We start from the raw sequence: 18,562 nt of genomic DNA, 5'->3' as shown, positions 1-18,562 counted from the left end.
GGGCGCGGACGCGCAAGACTGCCCCCGTCGCCCCGGCGGAGGGCGGACGGCAGCAGACGGACGTGCACGTGGAGTCAGCGTCGACCCTCGAGCACCGGCAGGGAGGCGAGGCGAGCCCGTGAGCACGTACACGCAGGTGGCCAGGGACGGCACCCGGGACGGCGGGGGCGGCGGGCACGCCCTCACCCTGGACGGGGTGTCCTCCGACGAGGGCCACGCCGCGCTGCGGGCCTCGGTGCGCCGCCTGGGCGAGCTGCTCGGGGAGTCGCTGACCCGCCACGAGGGCGCCGAGCTGCTCGACCTCGTCGAGCGGGTCCGGGCGCTGGCCCGCGAACCCGACGACGGCGCCGAGCTGGCCCGGCTGCTGTCGGGCGTCGACGACGCCACGGCCATCGTGCTGGCGCGGGCGTTCACCGCCTACTTCCAGCTGGCCAACGCCTCCGAGCAGCTGCACCGCGGCCTGGAGCTCACCCGCTCCAGCGGCGGGCTGTCGGCCGTGGTGGAGCGCCTGTCGGGCGCCGTGGGCGCCGGCGAGCTGGACGTGGCCACCACCAACGAGGTGCTGGGCCGGCTGCAGCTGCGCCCGGTCTTCACGGCGCACCCGACGGAGTCCAGCCGCCGCTCGGTGTTGGACCTGCTGCTGCGCATCACGAGCATCGTCGAGGCCTCCGAGGACCCCCAGCAGCGCCCCGCCGACGCCGTGCGCGGCCAGCGCCGCCTCGCGGAGCTGGTGGACCTGCTCTGGCAGACCGACGAGCTGCGCGTGGAGCGCCCGCGACCGGCCGACGAGGCCCGCTCGGCGCTGCACTACCTGCGCAACCTCACCTCCCAGGTGCTGCCGGACCTGCTGGAGGACCTGGACACCGGCCTGCGCAGCATCGGCCTGGACCTGCCCGCCGACGCCCAGCCGCTGCGCTTCGGCAGCTGGGTCGGCGGCGACCGCGACGGCAACCCCAACGTCACCCCCGAGGTGACGCTGGAGGTGCTCGGCATGCAGCACGAGGCGGCCATCGACGTGCTCGCGGCCGCCACCCGCGACCTGCTCACCGAGCTGGCGGCCTCCACCCAGGTCGTCGGGTTCTCCGAGGAGCTGCTGGCCTCGCTGCGCGAGGACGCCCTCGCGCTGCCCGAGGTGCACGGCGCCCGCGCCCACCTCAACGGCGAGGAGCCGTACCGCTTCAAGCTCTCCTACGTCCTGGCCCGCCTGGAGGGCACGAGGGCGCGGCTGCGCACGGGCGCCGAGCACGTGCCCGGCCGCGACTACACCGGGGTCGAGGAGTTCACCGCCGAGATCCGCATGATCGAGGAGTCGCTGCGCCGCAACGACGGCGACCTCGTCGCCGACGGCGCCGTGGCGCGGCTGCTGCGGGTGGTGCGCGCCGTCGGCTTCGGGCTGGCGACGCTGGACGTGCGCGAGCACGCCGGCCGCCACCACGCGGCGCTGGCGGCGATCTACGACCGCCTCGGCGAGCTCATCACCCCCTACGCCGACCTGGACCGCAGCGCCCGCACCAAGCTGCTGTCCAAGGAGCTGTCCGGGCACCGCCCCCTCATCGGCGCCGCCGTGCGCACCCTCACCGGTGCCCCGGCGCAGGTGGTGCAGCTGTTCTCCACCATCCGCGAGGCGCTGGACCGCTACGGCGACGACGCGGTCGAGACCTACATCGTCTCGATGACGCAGGGCATCGACGACCTCTTCGCCGTCGTCGTGCTGGCCCGCGAGGTCGGCCTCGTCGACCTCTCGGAGGGCCGGGACGTCGCACGCATCGGCTTCGCGCCGCTGTTCGAGACGGTCACCGAGCTGGAGGCGGCCGAGGAGCTGCTCGAGGGCCTGCTGAGCGACCCCTCCTACCGCCGCGTCGTCGCCGCCCGCGGCGACGTGCAGGAGATCATGCTCGGCTACTCCGACTCCTCCAAGGACGCCGGCATCGCCGCCTCCCGCTGGCAGATCCACCGCGCCCAACGCGCGCTGCGCGACGTCGCCGCCCGCCACGGGGTCACCCTGCGCCTCTTCCACGGCCGCGGCGGTTCCGTCGGCCGCGGCGGCGGCCCGACCGGCGAGGCGATCCTCGCCCAGCCCTACGGCACCCTCGACGGGCCCATCAAGGTCACCGAGCAGGGCGAGGTGATCTCCGACAAGTACGTGCAGCCGCGGCTGGCGCGCCACAACCTCGAGGTCGCGCTGTCGGCGGCGCTGGAGGCCTCCACGCTGCACCGCGCCTCCTCCCAGCCGCGCGAGGTGCTCGACGCGTGGGACGTCACGATGGACCTCGTGGCCGCCAAGGGCCAGGAGGCCTACCGGGCGCTGGTGCGCGACCCGGGCCTGGTGCCGTTCTTCCTCACCGCCACCCCGGTGGAGGAGCTCGGCAACCTCAACATCGGCTCGCGCCCCTCGCGCCGCCCCGGCGGGACCGGCGGCCTGGAGGACCTGCGGGCGATCCCCTGGGTGTTCGGCTGGACGCAGAGCCGGATCAACGTCCCCGGCTGGTTCGGCGTCGGCTCGGGCCTGCGGGCCGCGCGCGAGGCCGGCCGCGCGGACGCGCTGCGCGAGATGTTCGCCGACTGGGCCTTCTTCCGCAGCTTCGTCTCCAACGTGCAGATGACGCTGGCCAAGACCGACCTGGGCATCGCCGCGCACTACGTCGAGGAGCTCGTGGCCCCCGGCGACCGGGGCGCGTTCGAGGCGATCCGCGCCGAGCACGCCCGCACGCTGGAGGAGGTGCTGCTGCTCACCGGCCAGGACGAGCTGCTGCAGTCCGCGCCGGTGCTCAAGCGGACCCTGGAGCTGCGCGACGCCTACCTGGCCCCGCTGCACGCGCTGCAGGTCTCGCTGCTGGCCCGCTCGCGCGCCAGCGGCGAGGCCGTCGACCCGGCGCTGCGCCGGGCGCTGCTGCTGACGATCAACGGGATCGCCGCCGGGATGCGCAACACCGGCTGAGGACGGCCCGCCGAGCGGGTCCAGGGGCTGGGGCGCGTCCAGCGCCCCGCCGTAGCGGCGCTCGCGCCGGGCGTACGTCTCGACCGCCGCCCACAGCGAACGCCGGTCCACGTCCGGCCACAGCACGTCGGAGAACACCATCTCGGCATAGGTGGACTGCCACGGCAGGAAGCCCGAGGTGCGCTGCTCCCCGGAGGAGCGCCAGAACAGGTCCACGTCGGGCATGTCGGGCTCGTCGAGGTAGCGCGCCAGCACGCGCTCGTCGATCCTGTCGGGGTTCACCCGCCCGGCCGCGACGTCCAGGGCCAGGGCGCGGGCGGCGTCGGCCAGCTCCGCGCGCCCGCCGTAGTTCACGCACATCGTCAGGGTGCAGACCGTGTTGCCCCTTGTCAGCTCCTCGGCCGCCTCCAGCTCGGCGATGACGCTGCGCCACAGGCGGGGACGGCGCCCGGCCCAGCGCACGCGCACCCCCCAGGAGTTCATCTCGTCGCGGCGGCGGCGGATCACGTCGCGGTTGAAGCCCATGAGGAAGCGGACCTCGTCGGGGCTGCGCTTCCAGTTCTCCGTGGAGAACGCCCACGCCGACACGTGCTTCACGCCGACCTCGATGGCCCCGGCGACGACGTCCAGCAGCGCCGCCTCCCCCCGCTTGTGCCCCTCGTTGCGCGGCAGCCCGCGCTGGTTGGCCCAGCGGCCGTTGCCGTCCATGACGATCGCGACGTGAGCGGGGACCAGGTCCGGCGGCAGCTGCGGCGCGCGCGCCCCGGAGGGGTGCGGCGGCGGCGGGACGACCGTCCCCGGCGTGGTCCCCGGCGTCCCCGGCGTCCCGGGCGTGGTCGCGGGTGCGGCCGAGCGGCCGCGGAGCGTTCGGCGAGCAGGTCCTGGCACCGCACCAGGGTGCCAGGTGGCAGGATCGCGGCGTGACGCGCACAGCCCTGGTCCGCCACGGCGAGACCGACTGGAACCGCGACGGCCGCCTGCAGGGCCGCAGCGACGTCCCCCTCAACGACACCGGGCGCGCGCAGGCCCGCGCCCTCGCCGAGGCGATCGCCGACGACGGCTGGACGCTGGTGGTGCCCTCCCCGCTGTCGCGGGCGCGCGAGACCGCGCAGCTGCTCGCCGAGCGGCTGGGGATCCCGCTGCTGCCCGCCGACGACGACCTCGTCGAGCGCGACTTCGGCGAGGCCGAGGGCATGGACCGCGAGGAGATCGCGCAGCGCTACCCGGCCGGCGAGCGCCCCGGCACGGAGGCGTGGGAGGACCTGGTGGCCCGGGCGGGCGGCGCCGTGCGGCGGCTGCGCGCGAGCCACCCGGACGAGCACCTGCTGATCGTCTGCCACGGCACCTTCATCCGGGCCGCCGTCGAGGGGCTCGCCGGGGTGCAGGTGCCCCGGCTGGGCAACGCCTCGAGGGTGCTGCTGGAGGGCACGGACCAGGACTGGCGGCTGCTGGAGCAGGGGTCGCTCGCCCCCCTGGGCTGAGCGCTCAGCCCGCGGAGGGGACCGGCCACCCCGGCAGGACCAGACCCACCGGCACCGGCCCGGTTCCCGGTGCGGGCCCGGTTCCCGGTGCGGGCCCGGCGGGCGGCGGGGTGCGCTCCACGTGGCGCAGCGAGCGGATCCCGCGCTCGAGGTGCCACTGCAGGAAGGCCGCCACCAGCCCGCTGCCCTCGCGGCGGCAGCGGTCCTCGGCCCCCTCGGCGCCGCTCCAGTCCCCCGACAGCAGCGCGGCGAGCAGCCGGACGGTCTCCGGGGCGGGCGCGGCCGAACCGGGCGGGCGGCAGGAGGTGCACACCGCTCCGCCCGCGGCGACGTTGAAGGCCGCGTGCGGGCCGCCGGCCCCGCAGCGGGCGCAGTCGACGAAGCTGGCGGCGTAGCCGGCGACGGCCAGCGAGCGCAGCAGGAACGCGTCGAGCACGAGGGGGGCGTCGTGCTCGCGGCGGGCGAGCGCGCGCAGCGCCCCGACCAGCAGCAGGTACTGCTGGGTGGCGCTCTCGCCCTCGACCTCGGTGAAGCGCTCGGCGGTCTCCAGCATCGCGTGCCCGACGGTGTAGAGGCCGTAGTCGCCGGCCAGGACCTGCCCGTAGGGGGCGATGACCTCCACCTGGGTGACGGTGTCCAGCTGGCGGCCGCGGTGCAGCTGGACGTCGACGCAGGTGAACGGCTCCAGCCGGGCCCCGAAGCGCGAGGAGGTGCGGCGCACGCCCTTGGCCACCGCCCGCACCCGCCCGCCGTGGCGGGTCAGCAGCGTGATGATCCGGTCGGCCTCGCCGAGCTTGGTGGTGCGCAGCACCACCGCCTCGTCGCGGTAGCTCTTCGCCCCTCCGATGCTGGACCCCCGCGATGCCACGGGCCCACTGTAGGTGCGCCCTCCGACACCACCGCCCCGCCCGGCCCGGGCGGCCCGGGCGGCCCGCGCCTCAGGCGGCGGCGAGCTGGTCGCGGCCGCGGCGCTTGGCGGCGGCGCAGGCCGCGTCGGCGGCCGCGAGCGCCTGCGCTGCCGCGGCGGGCCCGGCCCAGCCGACCGAAGCCGTCACCTGCAGGCCGGTGGCGACCTGCCCCCAGGGCTCCTCGCGCACGAGCTCCAGCAGCCGCTCGGCCAGCGCCCGCGGCGAGCCGGCCGCGGGCGCACCGCCCTCGCGCCGGGCCCCGACGGCGTCCGCGTTCGCGGCCGGCAGCAGGACGACGAACTCGTCGCCGCCGTAGCGCACGAGCACGGCGTCGGCGGGGACCTCGCGGCGCAGCAGGTCCGACACCCGCCGCAGGACGGTGTCGCCGACCTCGTGGCCGTGCTCCTCGTTGACGGCGCGGAAGCTGTCGACGTCGAGCAGGACGGCGCCGAAGCGCTGGTCGGGGCGTTCGAGGACCTGCTGCAGGCGCCGGCGGTTGCCCAGGCCGGTCATGGGGTCCACGAGGGCGGCGCGGCCGATGCGCTCGTGCTGCTCGGCCATCTCCCGCTGCCGGACGCGGTCCTGCAGCGCCTCGAAGCGGCTCTCGCGGTCCTCCCACAACCGCGCCAGCGAGACCTGCGCGAGGCGCTCGAGCGCCTCGACGGCGTCGCTGCGCCCCTCGTGGGCGATGGCCCCGCGGGCGCGCGCGTCGAGGGCCACCAGCCCCCACACGTCGAGCTGGGTGGCGTTGGACACGCGCTGGACGGCGGCCAGCAGCTCGGCGGCGCCGCTGCGGTCACCGGCCGCGGAGGCGGCGGTGGCCAGGGCGATGCGGGCGATCTGGGTCTCGGCGAGCTCCTCGCGCAGCCGGAAGGCGGCGACCGCCGGGCGCAGCCGCGCCTCGCCGAGGGCGGCCTCGCCGGTGCGCTGCAGCACGAAGCCCTCGATCGCCTCCGCGCGGGCGAGCATCTCGGGGTAGTCGGCCTCGCGGGCCAGGGCGCGCATCCGCGCCACCCGCGACAGGGCGGCGCCGTAGTGCGGCCAGGCCTCCTCGCCGCGGCCGGCGACCTCGAGCATGGCCGCCCAGGAGACCTGCAGGACGGCGGCCTCCTGCACCACGTTGAGGCGGACCCGGGCGGGCGGGAAGCTCAGCGCGAGCATCTGCACCATGAGCTCGTCGGCGGGCTCGAAGAGGGCGAGCGCGTTGAGGGCCAGCGCCACCGACATCGTGGCCGACAGGTGGTCGTAGGTGCGGATGGGCTGGGCGGTGACGATGAGCTGCCCCTCGGCGAGGTGGTCCATCGCCAGGGCCGTCATGCCGAGGTCGACGCGCGACTCCGCGAGCAGGGCCAGCGCCTTGGCGCGCCAGACCGGGTCGGCGTCCGCGCCCAGGCGGCGCAGGAGGTGGCCGGCCTCCTCGCTGGCCTCGGCGGCGCGGCCCAGCTGGTGCAGCGCCACGCCGCAGATGAACTGCAGGTAGCGGGCGGTGCGCTCGTCCCCGGCGGCCTCGCACAGCGCGAGGGCCTCGCGGCTGGCCTGCACGGCCTGCTCGCCGAAGCCGTCGAGGTAGAGGCGGTGGGCCCACTCGGCGAGGAGGTCCAGCGGTCCGAACGGACTGACGGCTTCGACCTCGGCCCCCACCGCGTCCTCCGATCAGCGCGCACCCGCGATCACGGGCGGTGACTGATCTTAACCAAGCCGTGGCGGGATGGGAGACCGAACCCGTCGTGGGTGCGCGTTCAACCTCCCGGGGCTCCCGGCGGGGCGCCCGCGGGTCAGCGCAGGGCGCGGTTGACGGCCGAGACGATCGCCTTCAGCGAGGCGGTGGTGATGTTGTGGTCGACGCCCACGCCCCACAGCACCCGGTTCCCGACGGCGCACTCGACGTAGGCGGCGGCCATGGCGTCCCCGCCGGCGGACAGCGCGTGCTCGGCGTAGTCGAGGACGCGCACGTCCACGCCACCGGCCTGCGGGGTGGCCATCGCCGCGCAGAAGGCCGCGATGGGTCCGTTGCCCGTGCCGGCGACCGTCTTCAGCTCGTGGCCGACGTCGGCGGCGTCGAAGAGGTCGACCTCCAGGGAGTCGGCGGCCTCGACCTCGCTCACCGAGCGGGTGGCGCGCAGCGCGTAGCGGCCCCAGTCGGGGGTGCCGCTGGGCGAGGGCAGGTACTCGTCGGAGAAGATCCCGAAGATCTGCGACGCCGACACCTCCCCGCCCTGGGCGTCGGTGCGCTCCTGCACCACCCGGCTGAACTCGATCTGCAGCCGGCGCGGCAGGTCCAGCTGGTGCTCGGCCTTGAGCAGGTAGGCCACCCCGCCCTTGCCGGACTGGGAGTTCACCCGGATGACGGCCTCGTAGCTGCGCCCGACGTCCTTGGGGTCGATGGGCAGGTACGGCACCGCCCACTCCATCTCGTCGACGCCCTTGCCGGCGGCCGCCGCCTCGCGCTCCATGGCCTCCAGGCCCTTCTTGATGGCGTCCTGGTGGGAGCCGGAGAAGGCCGTGAAGACGAGGTCGCCGCCGTAGGGGACGCGCTCGCCGACGGGCAGCTGGTTGCAGTGCTCGACGGTGCGGCGGACGTGGTCGATGTCGGAGAAGTCGATCTGCGGGTCGATGCCCTGGCTGAACAGGTTCATGCCCAGCGTGACGAGGTCGACGTTGCCGGTGCGCTCGCCGTTGCCGAACAGGCAGCCCTCGATGCGGTCGGCCCCGGCCAGGTAGCCCAGCTCGGCGGCCGCGACGCCGGTGCCCCGGTCGTTGTGCGGGTGCAGGGAGAGGATCACGTCCTCGCGGTGGTGCAGGTGCCGCGACATCCACTCGATGGAGTCGGCGTAGACGTTGGGCGTGGTCATCTCCACCGTGGCGGGCAGGTTCACGATGACCTTGCGCTCCGGCGTGGGCTGGAAGACCTCCAGCACCTCGTTGCAGATGCGGGCGGCGAACTCCAGCTCGGTGCCGGTGTACGACTCCGGGGAGTACTCGTAGTAGACGGTCGTGCCGGGGATGGTCTCCTCGAACTTGCGGCACAGCCGCGCCCCCTGCAGCGCCAAGTCGACGATGCCGTCCTCGTCCATGCCGAACACCACGCGCCGCTGCAGCACGGAGGTGGAGTTGTACAGGTGGACGATCGCCTGCTTCGCGCCGCGCAGGGACTCGTAGGTGCGCTCGATGAGGTGCTCGCGCGCCTGCGTCAGCACCTGGATGCGCACGTCGTCGGGGATGAGGTCCTGCTCGATGAGCGTGCGCACGAAGTCGAAGTCGGTCTGGCTGGCCGAGGGGAAGCCGACCTCGACGTCCTTGAAGCCCATGTCGACGAGCAGCTTGAACATCCGCAGCTTGCGCTCGGAGTTCATCGGGTCGATGAGGGCCTGGTTGCCGTCGCGCAGGTCCACCGCGCACCAGCGCGGCGCCCGGGTGATGCGCTTGGTGGGCCAGGTGCGGTCGGGCAGGTCGACGGTGATCTGCTCGTGGAACGGCCGGTAGCGGTGGAACGGCATCGCGGACGGCGTCTGGGTGTTGCGCACGGTCTTCTCCTCACGGGGCGGGGCTGCGGTGGCGGCCGGCGCGCACGACGAGGTCCCGCGACGGGGGGACCGGCCTAGCTGGCCCCGCCGCGGCGACGAAGGAGGAGGTTCTCCAGGCGTGCCACGGCACCACCGTACCCCCACCGCCGCTGCCCCGCCGGTCTGCCGGTGGCGCGGCGGTGGGGGCGGCGGCGGGGCGGTGCGCTCAGCTCGCGCCGAGCAGGTCCTTCACCGGGTCGATGGCGAAGTAGAGGACGAACAGCAGCGCGACGACCCACAGCAGCGGGTGCACCAGGCGGGCCTTGCCGCGGGCGACCTTGAGGACGACGAAGGCGATGAAGCCGGCACCGATGCCCGCGCTGATCGAGTAGGTGAACGGCATGAGCACGATGGTCAGGAACGCCGGCAGCGCGATCTCCACGTCGTCCCAGTCGATGCCCTTGACCTGGGTCATCATGAGGAAGCCCACGACGACCAGCGCGGGGGTGGCCGCCTCGTAGGGCACGATCGCGACGACGGGGGCCAGGAAGGTCGTCAGCAGGAACGCGATCCCCGTGACGACGCTGGCCAGGCCCGTGCGGGCGCCCTCGCCGACACCGGTCGCGGACTCGATGTAGCTGGTGTTGCTGGAGACCCCGGCCGCACCGCCGGCGGCCGCGGCGACGGAGTCGACGACGAGGATGCGCCGCATCCGCGGCGGGTTGCCCTCGGCGTCCAGCAGGTCGCCCTCCTTGCCGATGGCGACCATCGTCCCCATCGTGTCGAAGAAGTCGGCGAGCAGGAGCGTGAAGACGAGCAGCAGGACGCTGACGGCGCCGATGCGCCCGAAGGAGCCGAGCAGGTCGAACTGCCCCAGCAGCGAGAAGTCGGGGGTGGCGATCCAGGACTCCGGCAGGGCCGGCACGTTCAGGCCCCAGGCGGCCGGGTCGCGCACCTCGCCGTCGGCGCCGGTGCGCGGACCCAGGTGGGCCACGGCCTCCACGACGACGGCGAGCGCGGTGGCCGCCACGATGCCGCCGAGGATGGCGCCGCGCACCCCGCGCGCCATGAGCACGACGATGAGCAGCAGCCCGACGACGAAGACGAGCGTGGGCCAGCCGGCGAGGAAGCCGCCGATGCCCAGTTCCAGCGGCGTGCCGCTGCCGGAGCGCACGAAGCCCGCGTCGACGAGGCCGACGATGGTGATGAACAGGCCGATGCCGACGCTGATGGCCGTCTTCAGCTGCGCGGGCACCGCGTGGAAGACGGCCTCGCGGAAGCCGGTGAGCACGAGGACGAGGATGATCAGCCCCTCGAGGACGACCAGCCCCATCGCGTCGGCCCACGTCATGCGGGGCAGCCCCGCGATGCCGAAGGCGACGAAGGCGTTCAGGCCCAGCCCGCTGGCCAGCGCGAGCGGGTAGTTGGCCACCGCTCCCATGAGGATCGTCACGACGCCGGCGGTGAGCGCGGTGGCGGCGGCGACGGCCGCGAGGTCGGGAGCGCTGCCGCCGCCGAGGAAGGAGCCGGTGCTGTCGGGCTGGGTGCCGATGATCAGCGGGTTGAGCACGACGATGTAGGCCATCGTGAAGAAGGTCGCGAGGCCGCCGCGGACCTCCCGGGCCACGGTGGAGCCGCGCTCGCTGATCTGGAAGTAGCGGTCGACCGCCGAGGGTCGGCGGGTGGGCTGGGTGTGGGTGGCCATCGAGCACCTCGGGCGTGGTCGAGCAGGTCGGACGAGGGTCGGCCGCGACGTCGAGGCCGCTGCGGATCCTGCCAGAGTCCGCACCCCCCGCCGGACCACCGCGCGTCAGCGGCGGACGGTGCTCATGTCCGGGTAGCGGTCCCCGGCGCCGGCGCCCACCGGCAGGACCCGCTCGAGGTGGGCGAGCTCGTCCGCGCTCAGCTCCACCCGCACGGCGGCCGCGTTCTCGGCCAGGTAGCCGCGCCGCTTGGTGCCGGGGATGGGCACGACGTCGAGGCCCTGGGCCAGCAGCCAGGCCAGCGCGACCTGCCCCGCGGAGACGCCCTTGGCGGCCGCGAGCGCGCGCACCTCGTCGACCAGCTGCAGGTTGCGGGCGAAGGCCTCGCCCTGGAAGCGCGGGTTGGCGCGGCGGAAGTCGTCCTCGGCGAGGTCGTCGACGCTGCGGATGGCGCCGGACAGGAAGCCGCGGCCCAGCGGGGAGTAGGCGACGAAGCCGATGCCCAGCTCGCGCACGGTGTCCAGGACGCCGTCGGTCTCCACGTCGCGCGTCCACAGCGACCACTCCGTCTGCAGCGCCGTCACCGGGTGGGTGGCGTGCGCGCGGCGGATCGTCCCGGGGGCGGCCTCGCTGATGCCCAGGTGGCGCACCTTGCCGGCCCGCACGAGCTCGGCCATCGCCCCCCAGGTCTCCTCGACGGGGACGGTGGTGTCGACCCGGTGCTGGTAGTAGAGGTCGATGACGTCGACGCCCAGGCGCTGCAGGCTCGCCTCGCAGGCCGCGCGCACGTACTCGGGGCGGCCGTTGACGCGGCGGGTGCCGTCGGGGCGCCGCTCGTTGCCGAACTTCGTGGCGAGGACGACCTCCTCGCGGCGGCCGGCGATCGCCCGCCCGACGAGCTGCTCGTTGGTGAAGGGGCCGTACATGTCGGCGGTGTCGAGCAGGGTGATGCCGGCGTCGAGGGCCGCGCCGATGGTGGCCAGCGACTCCTGCTCGTCGCCGGGGCCGTAGAACTCGCTCATGCCCATGCAGCCCAGGCCCTGGGCGGAGACGTCGAGGGCGGTGCCGTTCGCGGCGCTGCCGAGGGTGCGGTGCGGGTAGCTCATGGACCCCAGCCTCCGACTTCGAGCGCGCTCGAAGTCAACCGGGACCCCGTGAGACCCCCGCGGGGCCCTCGCCGGGCGGCGGGGCGCTCAGCGGTCGCCGACGGTGCCGACGGTGCCCTCGTACAGCTCGATCTTGGCGGTGACCGCGCCGAGGTGGCCGCTCACCTCGGCGAGCTGGGCCAGGACGCGCTCGCGGTGGGCGCGCAGCAGCGCCAGGCGCTGCTGCTCGTTGCCGGCGCCCTCCCGGCACAGCCGGGCGTACTCGCGGACCTCGCGCACCGGCATGCCGGTGGCCCGCAGCCGCTGCACCAGCACGATCCAGCGCAGGTCCTGCTCGTCGTAGCGGCGGCGGCCGGCGGGGGTGCGCGCGGGCGCGCCGACGAGCAGGCCCTCGGTCTCGTAGTAGCGCAGCGCGTGCGTGCTCAGCCCGAGCCGGTCGGCGGCCTCGGCGATGGAGAGGGAGGCGGTGCCCGCGTCCGCGCCGCTGCCCGCGCTCGTGCGCGTGTCGGTGCTCACCCGCGCAGTGTGGCCCCTGCCGGCCCCCGCCGCGCCGGAGCGGGGTGCCGCGGGCACGCTGGTGGCGCGAACCCGCCCCGAGGACCGAGGACCCGATGACCTCCTTGCTGGACCCCACCCACCTGCTGTCGACGTTCGGCGCCGTGGGCGTCTTCGTGGTGCTCTTCGCCGAGACGGGGCTGCTCGTCGGCTTCTTCCTGCCCGGCGACTCGCTGCTCTTCACCGCGGGGCTGCTGTCCGCCACGAGCGGGAGCACCCACCTCGACCTGGTGCCGGTGCTCGTGGCGGCCGCCGCGGGGGCGCTGGCGGGGGCGCAGACGGGGTACCTCATCGGCCGCGCCGCCGGCCCCCGCGTGCTGGAGCGGCCGGGCCACCCCCGCCGGGCCGCGGGCCTGCGGCGCTCGCGCGAGCTGCTCGAGCGCTACGGCCACGGCCGTGCGATCGTCCTGGCGCGCTTCATCCCGGTCGTGCGCACCCTGCTGAACCCGCTGGCCGGGGCCGTGGGCGTGCCGGCCCGGCGCTTCGCGCTGTGGCAGGTGGCCGGTGGGCTGGTGTGGTCGCTCGGCGTGGTGCTGGCCGGTCACCTGCTCGGGCAGCGCATCCCCGGCATCGACGCCTACCTGCTGCCGATCATCGCCGTGGTCGTGCTCGTGTCCCTGGTGCCCGTGGCCCTGGAGCTGCTGCGCGCCCGCCGCTCCCCCGGTGGGCGGTCGTGACGCGCAGGCCCGGCGCCGGCCCCGGCGGGGAGCCCGCGGTGGGCTCGCCGCGCTGGGACCCGCAGCAGTACGCCCGCTTCTCCGCACCGCGCAGCCGCCCCTTCGGCGACCTGCTCGCCCGGGTCGGCGCGCAGGAACCCCGCCTCGTCGTCGACGTCGGCTGCGGCTCGGGGGAGCTGACCCGCTCGCTGGCGCGGCGCTGGCCGGGTGCGCGGGTGCGCGGCGTCGACTCCTCCCCGGAGATGGTGGCGGCGGCCGCGGCGGGGGCACCGCCGGGCGACGGCGTGCAGTTCGCCGAGGGGCGCGCGGAGGACGTCGACGCCAGCGGTGTCGACGTGCTCGTGAGCAACGCCGTCCTGCAGTGGGTCCCCGGGCACCTGGAGCTGCTGCGCCGCTGGGCGGAGCAGCTGCCGGCGGGCGGCTGGCTGGCCTTCCAGGTGCCCAGCAACTTCGCGGCCCCCTCGCACCGGCTGCTGCGCGAGCTGGCGGCCTCCCCGCCGTGGCGGCACCGCCTCGCCGGGGTGCTGCGCGGGACGGAGTCCGTCGCCGCGCCCGGGGAGTACCTGGAGCTGCTGCTCGGCGCGGGGCTGGAGGCGGACGTGTGGCAGACGGAGTACCAGCACGTGCTGGCCGGTCCCGACCCGGTGCTGGAGTGGGTGCGCGGCACCGCGCTGCGCCCGGTGCTGCAGGCGCTGGACGCGGCCTCCGCCGCCGAGTTCGAGCGCGAGTGCGGCGCGCTGCTGCGCGAGGCCTACCCCGCCCGCCCCTGGGGCACGCCGCTGCCGTTCCTGCGCACGTTCGCGGTCTCGCGCAGGCCCTGATCCCGCAGGCCCTGATCGCGCGGGCCCTGCTCGCCCCCGGTCTCCAGCAGCTCCAGCAGGTGCGGGGCCGGGGAGCCGGCGCGCTCGCGGGCGCCGGTGACCACGGAGACCACCCACGGCGGCGCGTCCGCGGGCATCGCGGCGACGCCCAGGCCGGCGGCCTGCGGCTTGGCGGCCACGTGGCGGGGCACGATCGCCGCGCCCAGCCCGCGGCCGACGAGGTCGAGCAGGGTGTGCACGTCGCCGACGGTGAAGCGCACCCGGCGGTGCACGCCGTGCGCGGCGCAGGCCCCGTCGCCCAGGGTGCGCACCCCCCACGAGGGCTGCAGGTCGATGAAGGCGGCGTCGGCGAGGTCGGCCCAGGCCACCTCGGCGCGCGCGGCCAGGGCCGAGGCCGGCGGGGCGAGCAGCACGAGGGGCTCGCGCCCCAGCTCGGTGGCCGTCACGGCGCCCAGGTGCTCGGTGGTGGCGACGAGGGCGACGTCGAGCTCGCCGTCGCGCACCTGCGCCAGCAGGTCGTGCGAGCCGGCCTGGACGAAGGAGATCTCCACCTGCGGGAAGCGGCGGTGGAAGCGCTCCAGCAGCGCGCAGACGTCGACCAGCCCCAGGCACTGCTCGGCGCCCACGCGCAGGGTCCCCGACAGCGCGCGGGTGGCCTGCACGACGGCGTCGCGCGCGGCCGTGGCCAGCTCGAGCATCGAGCGCGCGTGCGGCAGCAGCGCCAGCCCGGCGTCGGTCGGCTCCACCCGCCGCGAGGTGCGCCGGAACAGGCTGGTGCCCAGCTCGTCCTCCAGGGTGCGGATCGCCGCCGACAACCCCGACTGCGAGACCCCGGTGAGGGCGGCGGCGCGGGTGAACTGCCGCTCGTCGGCGAGGGCGACGAGGTACTCCATCTGGCGCAGGTCCACCCGCGCACCGTATCCAGAAGCGGAGCTCGTGGATCGCAGAAGGAAGGATCGTTGGACTCCTGGATGCGGCGTTCGTAGGGTCGCCGCCATGGAGCAACGAAGCCTCGGAACCCGTTCGGTCTCCGCGATCGGCCTCGGCGGCATGCCGATGTCGATCGAGGGCCGCCCCGACCGCGAGCGCAGCCTCGCCACGATCCACGCCGCCCTGGACGCCGGGGTGACGCTCATCGACACCGCCGACGCCTACCACCGCGACGCCGACGAGGTCGGCCACAACGAGGAGCTCATCGCCGAGGCCCTGCGCAGCTGGGGCGGCGACGCCTCGCAGGTCCTCGTCGCCACCAAGGGCGGGCACCTGCGCCCCGGCGACGGTTCCTGGACGAAGAACGGCGACCCCGCCTACCTCAAGGAGGCCGCGAAGGCCTCCGCGAAGCGGCTGGGCGTGGAGGCCGTCGGCCTCTACCAGTTCCACCGCCCCGACCCGGACGTCCCCTACGCGGAGTCCGTCGGCGCGCTGCGCGACCTGCTCGACGAGGGCGTGATCCAGCTCGCCGGGATCTCCAACGCCGACGTCGCGCAGATCGACGAGGCCAACGAGGTGCTCGGCGGCCGGCTGGTCTCCGTGCAGAACCAGTTCTCCCCCGCCTTCCGCTCCAGCCAGGGCGAGCTGGAGCACTGCGCGCAGCTCGGCATCGCGTTCCTGCCGTGGAGCCCGCTGGGCGGCATCACCAACGCCGGCGAGCTCGGCAGCCGGCACGCCGCCTTCCAGGAGGTCGCCGACGCCCACGGCGTGAGCGTCCAGCAGGTCGCCCTCGCCTGGCAGCTCGCGCTGGCCCCGGTCGTCCTGCCGATCCCGGGCGCCTCGCGCCCGCAGAGCATCACCGACTCCGCCCGCGCCGCCGAGCTCGCGCTGAGCGCGGACGAGGTCGCGAAGCTGTCGGAGGCGTGAGCGTGCGGACCGTCCCCCTGGGCACCACCGGTCTGCAGGTGCCCAACGTCGTCCTCGGCCTCATGCGCATCGTCGACATGTCCGACGAGGAGGTCCGCACCCTGTGGACCACCGCCCGCGACGCCGGCATCACCTTCGTCGACCACGCCGACGTCTACGGCCAGGGCCTGCACCGCTGCGAGCGGCGCTGGGCCGAGGCCGTGCCGCTGAGCTCCTCCGAGCGCGACGCGGTGACGATCCAGACCAAGTGCGGCATCGTGCCCGACGGGCCGTACTTCGACTTCTCCTACGAGCACGTCGTGGAGTCGGTGGACGCCTCGCTGGAGGCGCTGCGCACCGACCGCATCGACGTCCTGCTGCTGCACCGCCCCGACGCCCTCGTCGAACCCGACGAGGTGGCGCGCGCCTTCGACGAGCTGCACGAGGCCGGCAAGGTCCGCGCGTTCGGCGTCTCCAACCACACCCCAGGCCAGATCGAGCTGCTCAAGCGCTCGGTGCGCCAGCCGCTGGTGGCCAACCAGCTGCAGCTGTCGATCACCCACGCCCCGCTGGTGGCGCAGGGGGTGGCGGCGAACATGCAGGGCTTGGACCAGTCGATCTCCCGCGACGCCGGCCTGCTGGACTACTGCCGCCTCAACGACATCACCGTGCAGGCGTGGTCGCCGTTCCAGGCCGGGTTCTTCGACGGGGTGTTCCTCGATGACCCGCGCTACCCGGAGCTGAACGCCGTGCTGGACCGGCTGGCGGCGCAGTACGACGTGCCGAAGCTGGCGGTCGCCACCGCGTGGATCACCCGCCACCCGGCGGGCATGCAGGTCGTGCTCGGCACGACGAACCCCGAGCGGGTCGCCGCCGCGGCGCGGGGTTCCGACCTGCCGCTGACGCGCGCGGAGTGGTACGAGCTGTTCCGCGCCGCGGGGTACACCGTCCCCTGACCCCCGGCTCAGCCGTCGCCGGCCAGGTGCTCCAGCAACCGCTCCAGCGCGGGCACCTGGCCGGCGACGAGCTTGACCCGCGCCTGCTCGGGCGCGAACCACGCCGCCCGGTCGACCTCGGGGAACTCCTGCACCCGGCCCGAGCGCGGCGGCCACTCCAGCGCGAACGTCCCGCCGCGCACGGTGGTGACGTCCAGGTCCCCCTCGGCGGCCCAGACGGTGACGACCTTGCCGCCGGACTGGCGGAACTCCCCCAGCGGCGTCAGCTCCACCGCCGGCACCGGGGAGCCGAGCTCCTCGGCGAACTCGCGCAGCGCGGTGGCCAGCAGGTCCTCGCCCTCCTCGGGCTCCCCCTTGGGGATCGACCAGGCGCGCTCGTCCTTGCGGGCCCAGAACGGCCCGCCCATGTGCCCCAGCAGCACCTCGCGGCCGCCCTCGGCGCCGCGCCGGTGCAGCAGGACCCCCGCGCTGCGCCGCACCCCCACGGCGGCAGTGTGCCGCACCCGCCGCACCCGCCGCACCCGCCGCGCGGGCGCGCTCAGCGCCGCCCGGCGAGGACCCGGCCGGTGAGGGCCAGCGCGCCGTCGCGCAGGCCGGTCAGGTGCTCGGCGGTGCTCACCCGGTTCAGCAGCCGGGAGGCCCGCACCAGCCGCGCCGCGGGGCGGCGGCGCTCGCGGTCGTAGCCGCGCAGCGCGGTCGCCACGTCGGGGGCGGCCACCAGGTGGCGGGCCAGCACGACGGCGTCCACGAGGGACTCGCAGGCCCCGCGGCCGAGGTTGGGCGCCATCGCGTGCGCGGCGTCGCCCACGAGCACGGTGGTGCCGCGGACGGTGCTGCGCAGCGGGCGCAGGTCCAGCAGGGGCCGCACGTCGAGGGAGTCGGGCTGCAGGTGCTCGACCGTCTCCACGACCCCGGCGTGCCAGCCGGCGAAGACGCGCCGCAGCAGCTCCTGCGGATCGGCGGCCTCGGCCGGCGCGGCCAGCGCGGAGCGGAAGCAGGCGTAGACGTTGGTGCGCCCGTCCAGGCGGGCGGTGGTGCCGAACATCCGCCCCGCGCCCCACGTCTCGCTCATCCCGGCGGGCGGCACGTCCGCCGTGCCGCGCACCGCGACGGTGCCCAGCGGCCGCGGCGCGCTCGCCGGGCCGAAGACGTCGCGGCGCACGACGCTGCCGACGCCGTCGGCGGCGACGAGGACGTCCGCGGCGGGCAGCTCGGCCGCCGAGAGCGCGGGCGCGCCCCAGCGCAGCACCCCGGGCGGCAGCCCCTCGGCCAGCGCGGCCAGCAGCTGCGGGCGAGCGACCAGGCGTGCCGGTCCCGGCGGTTCGAGGTGGACCAGTCGGCGGCCGTCGGGGCGCAGCAGCTCCCCCGAGCTCGCGGCGACCGTGCCGGCGCGCACGAGGTCCCGCAGGCCCAGCTGCTCCAGGGCGGCGACGGCGTGCGGCCACATGCCCAGCGAGGCGCCCGTGCTCGGCGCGGCCGCGGCGCGCTCGCGCACCTGCACGTCCCAGCCGCCCGCGAGCAGGGCCCGGGCCACCGCCAGCCCGGCGATGCCGCCACCGACGACCACAGCGCTCCCCTGCACGCTGCGACGGTACGCGCTCCCGCCGCCCCGTCGAAATGGTTTCCATGGAAGATTCATCCGTGGTAACTTCCACGGGTGCTCACCGACACCTTCGACCTGCTCGTGAAGGTCCAGATCCAGCTGTGGAACGCCGTCGACGCGGCCCTGCGCACCGCCCACGAGCTGCCCGTGGCCCGCTTCCAGGTCCTGCGCTCCATCGCCCGCCGCGACGAGGGCGGGCGGCCCTGCCGCGTCCAGGACCTCGCCGGCGACCTGGAGGTCACCGTCGGCGGGATCAGCAAGCTCGTCGACCGGCTGGAGGCGGCGCGGCTGTGCGAGCGGCGCAGCAACCCCGAGGACCGCCGCTCCTCCCTGCTGCGGCCCACCGCCGCCGGGCGCGAGCTGCTGGCCGCCGCCGAGCGCACCGCCGAGGCCGAGCTGTCGCGGCACCTGGGCACCCTGCCCACCACCGACCTGCGGCGCTTCGCCGCCGTCCTCGAGGAGCTGAACCGGTGAC

16 protein-coding genes and 1 pseudogene are annotated in these 18,562 nt (G+C 75.4%); 7 read left to right on the top strand and 10 right to left on the bottom strand.

The genetic code is table 11. The features are described 5' to 3' along the window. The first annotated feature begins 118 nt into the window (after positions 1-118). Positions 119-2,938: a phosphoenolpyruvate carboxylase gene (ppc, locus tag GTQ99_RS08015; protein ID WP_338074804.1), complete on the top strand. Its 2,820-nt coding sequence runs from the start codon at positions 119-121 to the stop codon at positions 2,936-2,938. A gap of 30 nt (positions 2,939-2,968) precedes the next feature. Here the strand turns inward: ppc and GTQ99_RS08010 are convergent. Next, a pseudogene (locus tag GTQ99_RS08010) lies at positions 2,969-3,685 on the bottom strand (isoprenyl transferase); the annotation flags it as partial. Positions 3,686-3,858: 173 nt separating this feature from the next. On the opposite strand from GTQ99_RS08010, the gene GTQ99_RS08005 reads away from it, so the two are divergent. After that, a complete protein-coding gene (locus tag GTQ99_RS08005) occupies positions 3,859-4,419 on the top strand; it encodes a histidine phosphatase family protein (protein WP_166615214.1) in 561 nt (186 codons plus the stop codon). 4 nt (positions 4,420-4,423) lie between these two features. Here GTQ99_RS08005 and recO read toward each other — a convergent pair whose 3' ends face one another. The 6 genes from recO to GTQ99_RS07975 all read right to left on the bottom strand — a co-directional run bounded on the left by recO (position 4,424) and on the right by GTQ99_RS07975 (position 12,155). Then, positions 4,424-5,287: a DNA repair protein RecO gene (recO, locus tag GTQ99_RS08000; RefSeq protein WP_338074803.1), complete on the bottom strand. Its 864-nt coding sequence runs from the start codon at positions 5,285-5,287 to the stop codon at positions 4,424-4,426. A gap of 70 nt (positions 5,288-5,357) precedes the next feature. Continuing rightward, entirely contained in the window at positions 5,358-6,968 is a 1,611-nt protein-coding gene (locus GTQ99_RS26725) for a diguanylate cyclase (RefSeq protein ID WP_166615213.1), read from the bottom strand. Positions 6,969-7,102: 134 nt separating this feature from the next. Beyond that, a complete protein-coding gene (gene leuA, locus GTQ99_RS07990) occupies positions 7,103-8,851 on the bottom strand; it encodes a 2-isopropylmalate synthase (RefSeq protein ID WP_166615212.1) in 1,749 nt (582 codons plus the stop codon). Positions 8,852-9,056: 205 nt separating this feature from the next. After that, a complete protein-coding gene (locus GTQ99_RS07985; RefSeq protein WP_166615211.1) occupies positions 9,057-10,535 on the bottom strand; it encodes an NCS2 family permease in 1,479 nt (492 codons plus the stop codon). A 105-nt stretch (positions 10,536-10,640) separates the two neighbouring features. Continuing rightward, the gene (locus GTQ99_RS07980; protein WP_166615210.1) at positions 10,641-11,639 is read right to left on the bottom strand and encodes an aldo/keto reductase; all 999 of its coding nucleotides are present in this window, start codon (positions 11,637-11,639) and stop codon (positions 10,641-10,643) included. 87 nt (positions 11,640-11,726) lie between these two features. Continuing rightward, on the bottom strand, positions 11,727-12,155 hold the full coding sequence (locus tag GTQ99_RS07975; RefSeq protein WP_166615209.1) for a MerR family transcriptional regulator: 429 nt from the start codon (positions 12,153-12,155) through the stop codon (positions 11,727-11,729). 95 nt (positions 12,156-12,250) lie between these two features. On the opposite strand from GTQ99_RS07975, the gene GTQ99_RS07970 reads away from it, so the two are divergent. Together GTQ99_RS07970 and GTQ99_RS07965 are read left to right on the top strand one after the other, a co-directional pair. Beyond that, entirely contained in the window at positions 12,251-12,871 is a 621-nt protein-coding gene (locus GTQ99_RS07970) for a DedA family protein (RefSeq protein WP_166615208.1), read from the top strand. After that, a complete protein-coding gene (locus GTQ99_RS07965) occupies positions 12,868-13,692 on the top strand; it encodes a methyltransferase domain-containing protein (protein ID WP_338074802.1) in 825 nt (274 codons plus the stop codon). The genes GTQ99_RS07970 and GTQ99_RS07965 overlap by 4 nt, the downstream gene beginning before the upstream one ends. Here GTQ99_RS07965 and GTQ99_RS07960 read toward each other — a convergent pair. Next, the gene (locus GTQ99_RS07960; protein WP_338074801.1) at positions 13,623-14,600 is read right to left on the bottom strand and encodes a LysR family transcriptional regulator; all 978 of its coding nucleotides are present in this window, start codon (positions 14,598-14,600) and stop codon (positions 13,623-13,625) included. The two genes, GTQ99_RS07965 and GTQ99_RS07960, sit on opposite strands and share 70 nt — an antisense overlap. A gap of 88 nt (positions 14,601-14,688) precedes the next feature. On the opposite strand from GTQ99_RS07960, the gene GTQ99_RS07955 reads away from it, so the two are divergent. Beyond that, the gene (locus GTQ99_RS07955; RefSeq protein ID WP_166615207.1) at positions 14,689-15,549 is read left to right on the top strand and encodes an aldo/keto reductase; all 861 of its coding nucleotides are present in this window, start codon (positions 14,689-14,691) and stop codon (positions 15,547-15,549) included. Between the two features lie 2 nt (positions 15,550-15,551). Then, entirely contained in the window at positions 15,552-16,484 is a 933-nt protein-coding gene (locus tag GTQ99_RS07950) for an aldo/keto reductase (protein ID WP_166615206.1), read from the top strand. Positions 16,485-16,492: 8 nt separating this feature from the next. On the opposite strand, the gene GTQ99_RS07945 is transcribed toward GTQ99_RS07950, so the two are convergent. Both GTQ99_RS07945 and GTQ99_RS07940 read right to left on the bottom strand, forming a co-directional pair. Further along, positions 16,493-16,969, bottom strand: coding sequence for an NUDIX hydrolase (locus tag GTQ99_RS07945; protein ID WP_166615215.1), 477 nt, complete (start codon positions 16,967-16,969; stop codon positions 16,493-16,495). A 53-nt stretch (positions 16,970-17,022) separates the two neighbouring features. Further along, the gene (locus GTQ99_RS07940) at positions 17,023-18,066 is read right to left on the bottom strand and encodes an FAD-dependent oxidoreductase (protein WP_166615205.1); all 1,044 of its coding nucleotides are present in this window, start codon (positions 18,064-18,066) and stop codon (positions 17,023-17,025) included. Between the two features lie 75 nt (positions 18,067-18,141). Between GTQ99_RS07940 and GTQ99_RS07935 the strand changes: the two genes are divergently transcribed. After that, positions 18,142-18,561, top strand: coding sequence for a MarR family transcriptional regulator (locus GTQ99_RS07935; protein ID WP_166615204.1), 420 nt, complete (start codon positions 18,142-18,144; stop codon positions 18,559-18,561). The last annotated feature ends 1 nt before the right edge of the window (position 18,562 follow it).

It is taken from the genome of Kineococcus vitellinus, from assembly GCF_009906315.1.
Taxonomy (GTDB): Bacteria; Actinomycetota; Actinomycetes; order Actinomycetales; family Kineococcaceae; genus Kineococcus; species Kineococcus vitellinus.
This window is presented reverse-complemented; position numbering and strand designations above follow the sequence as displayed.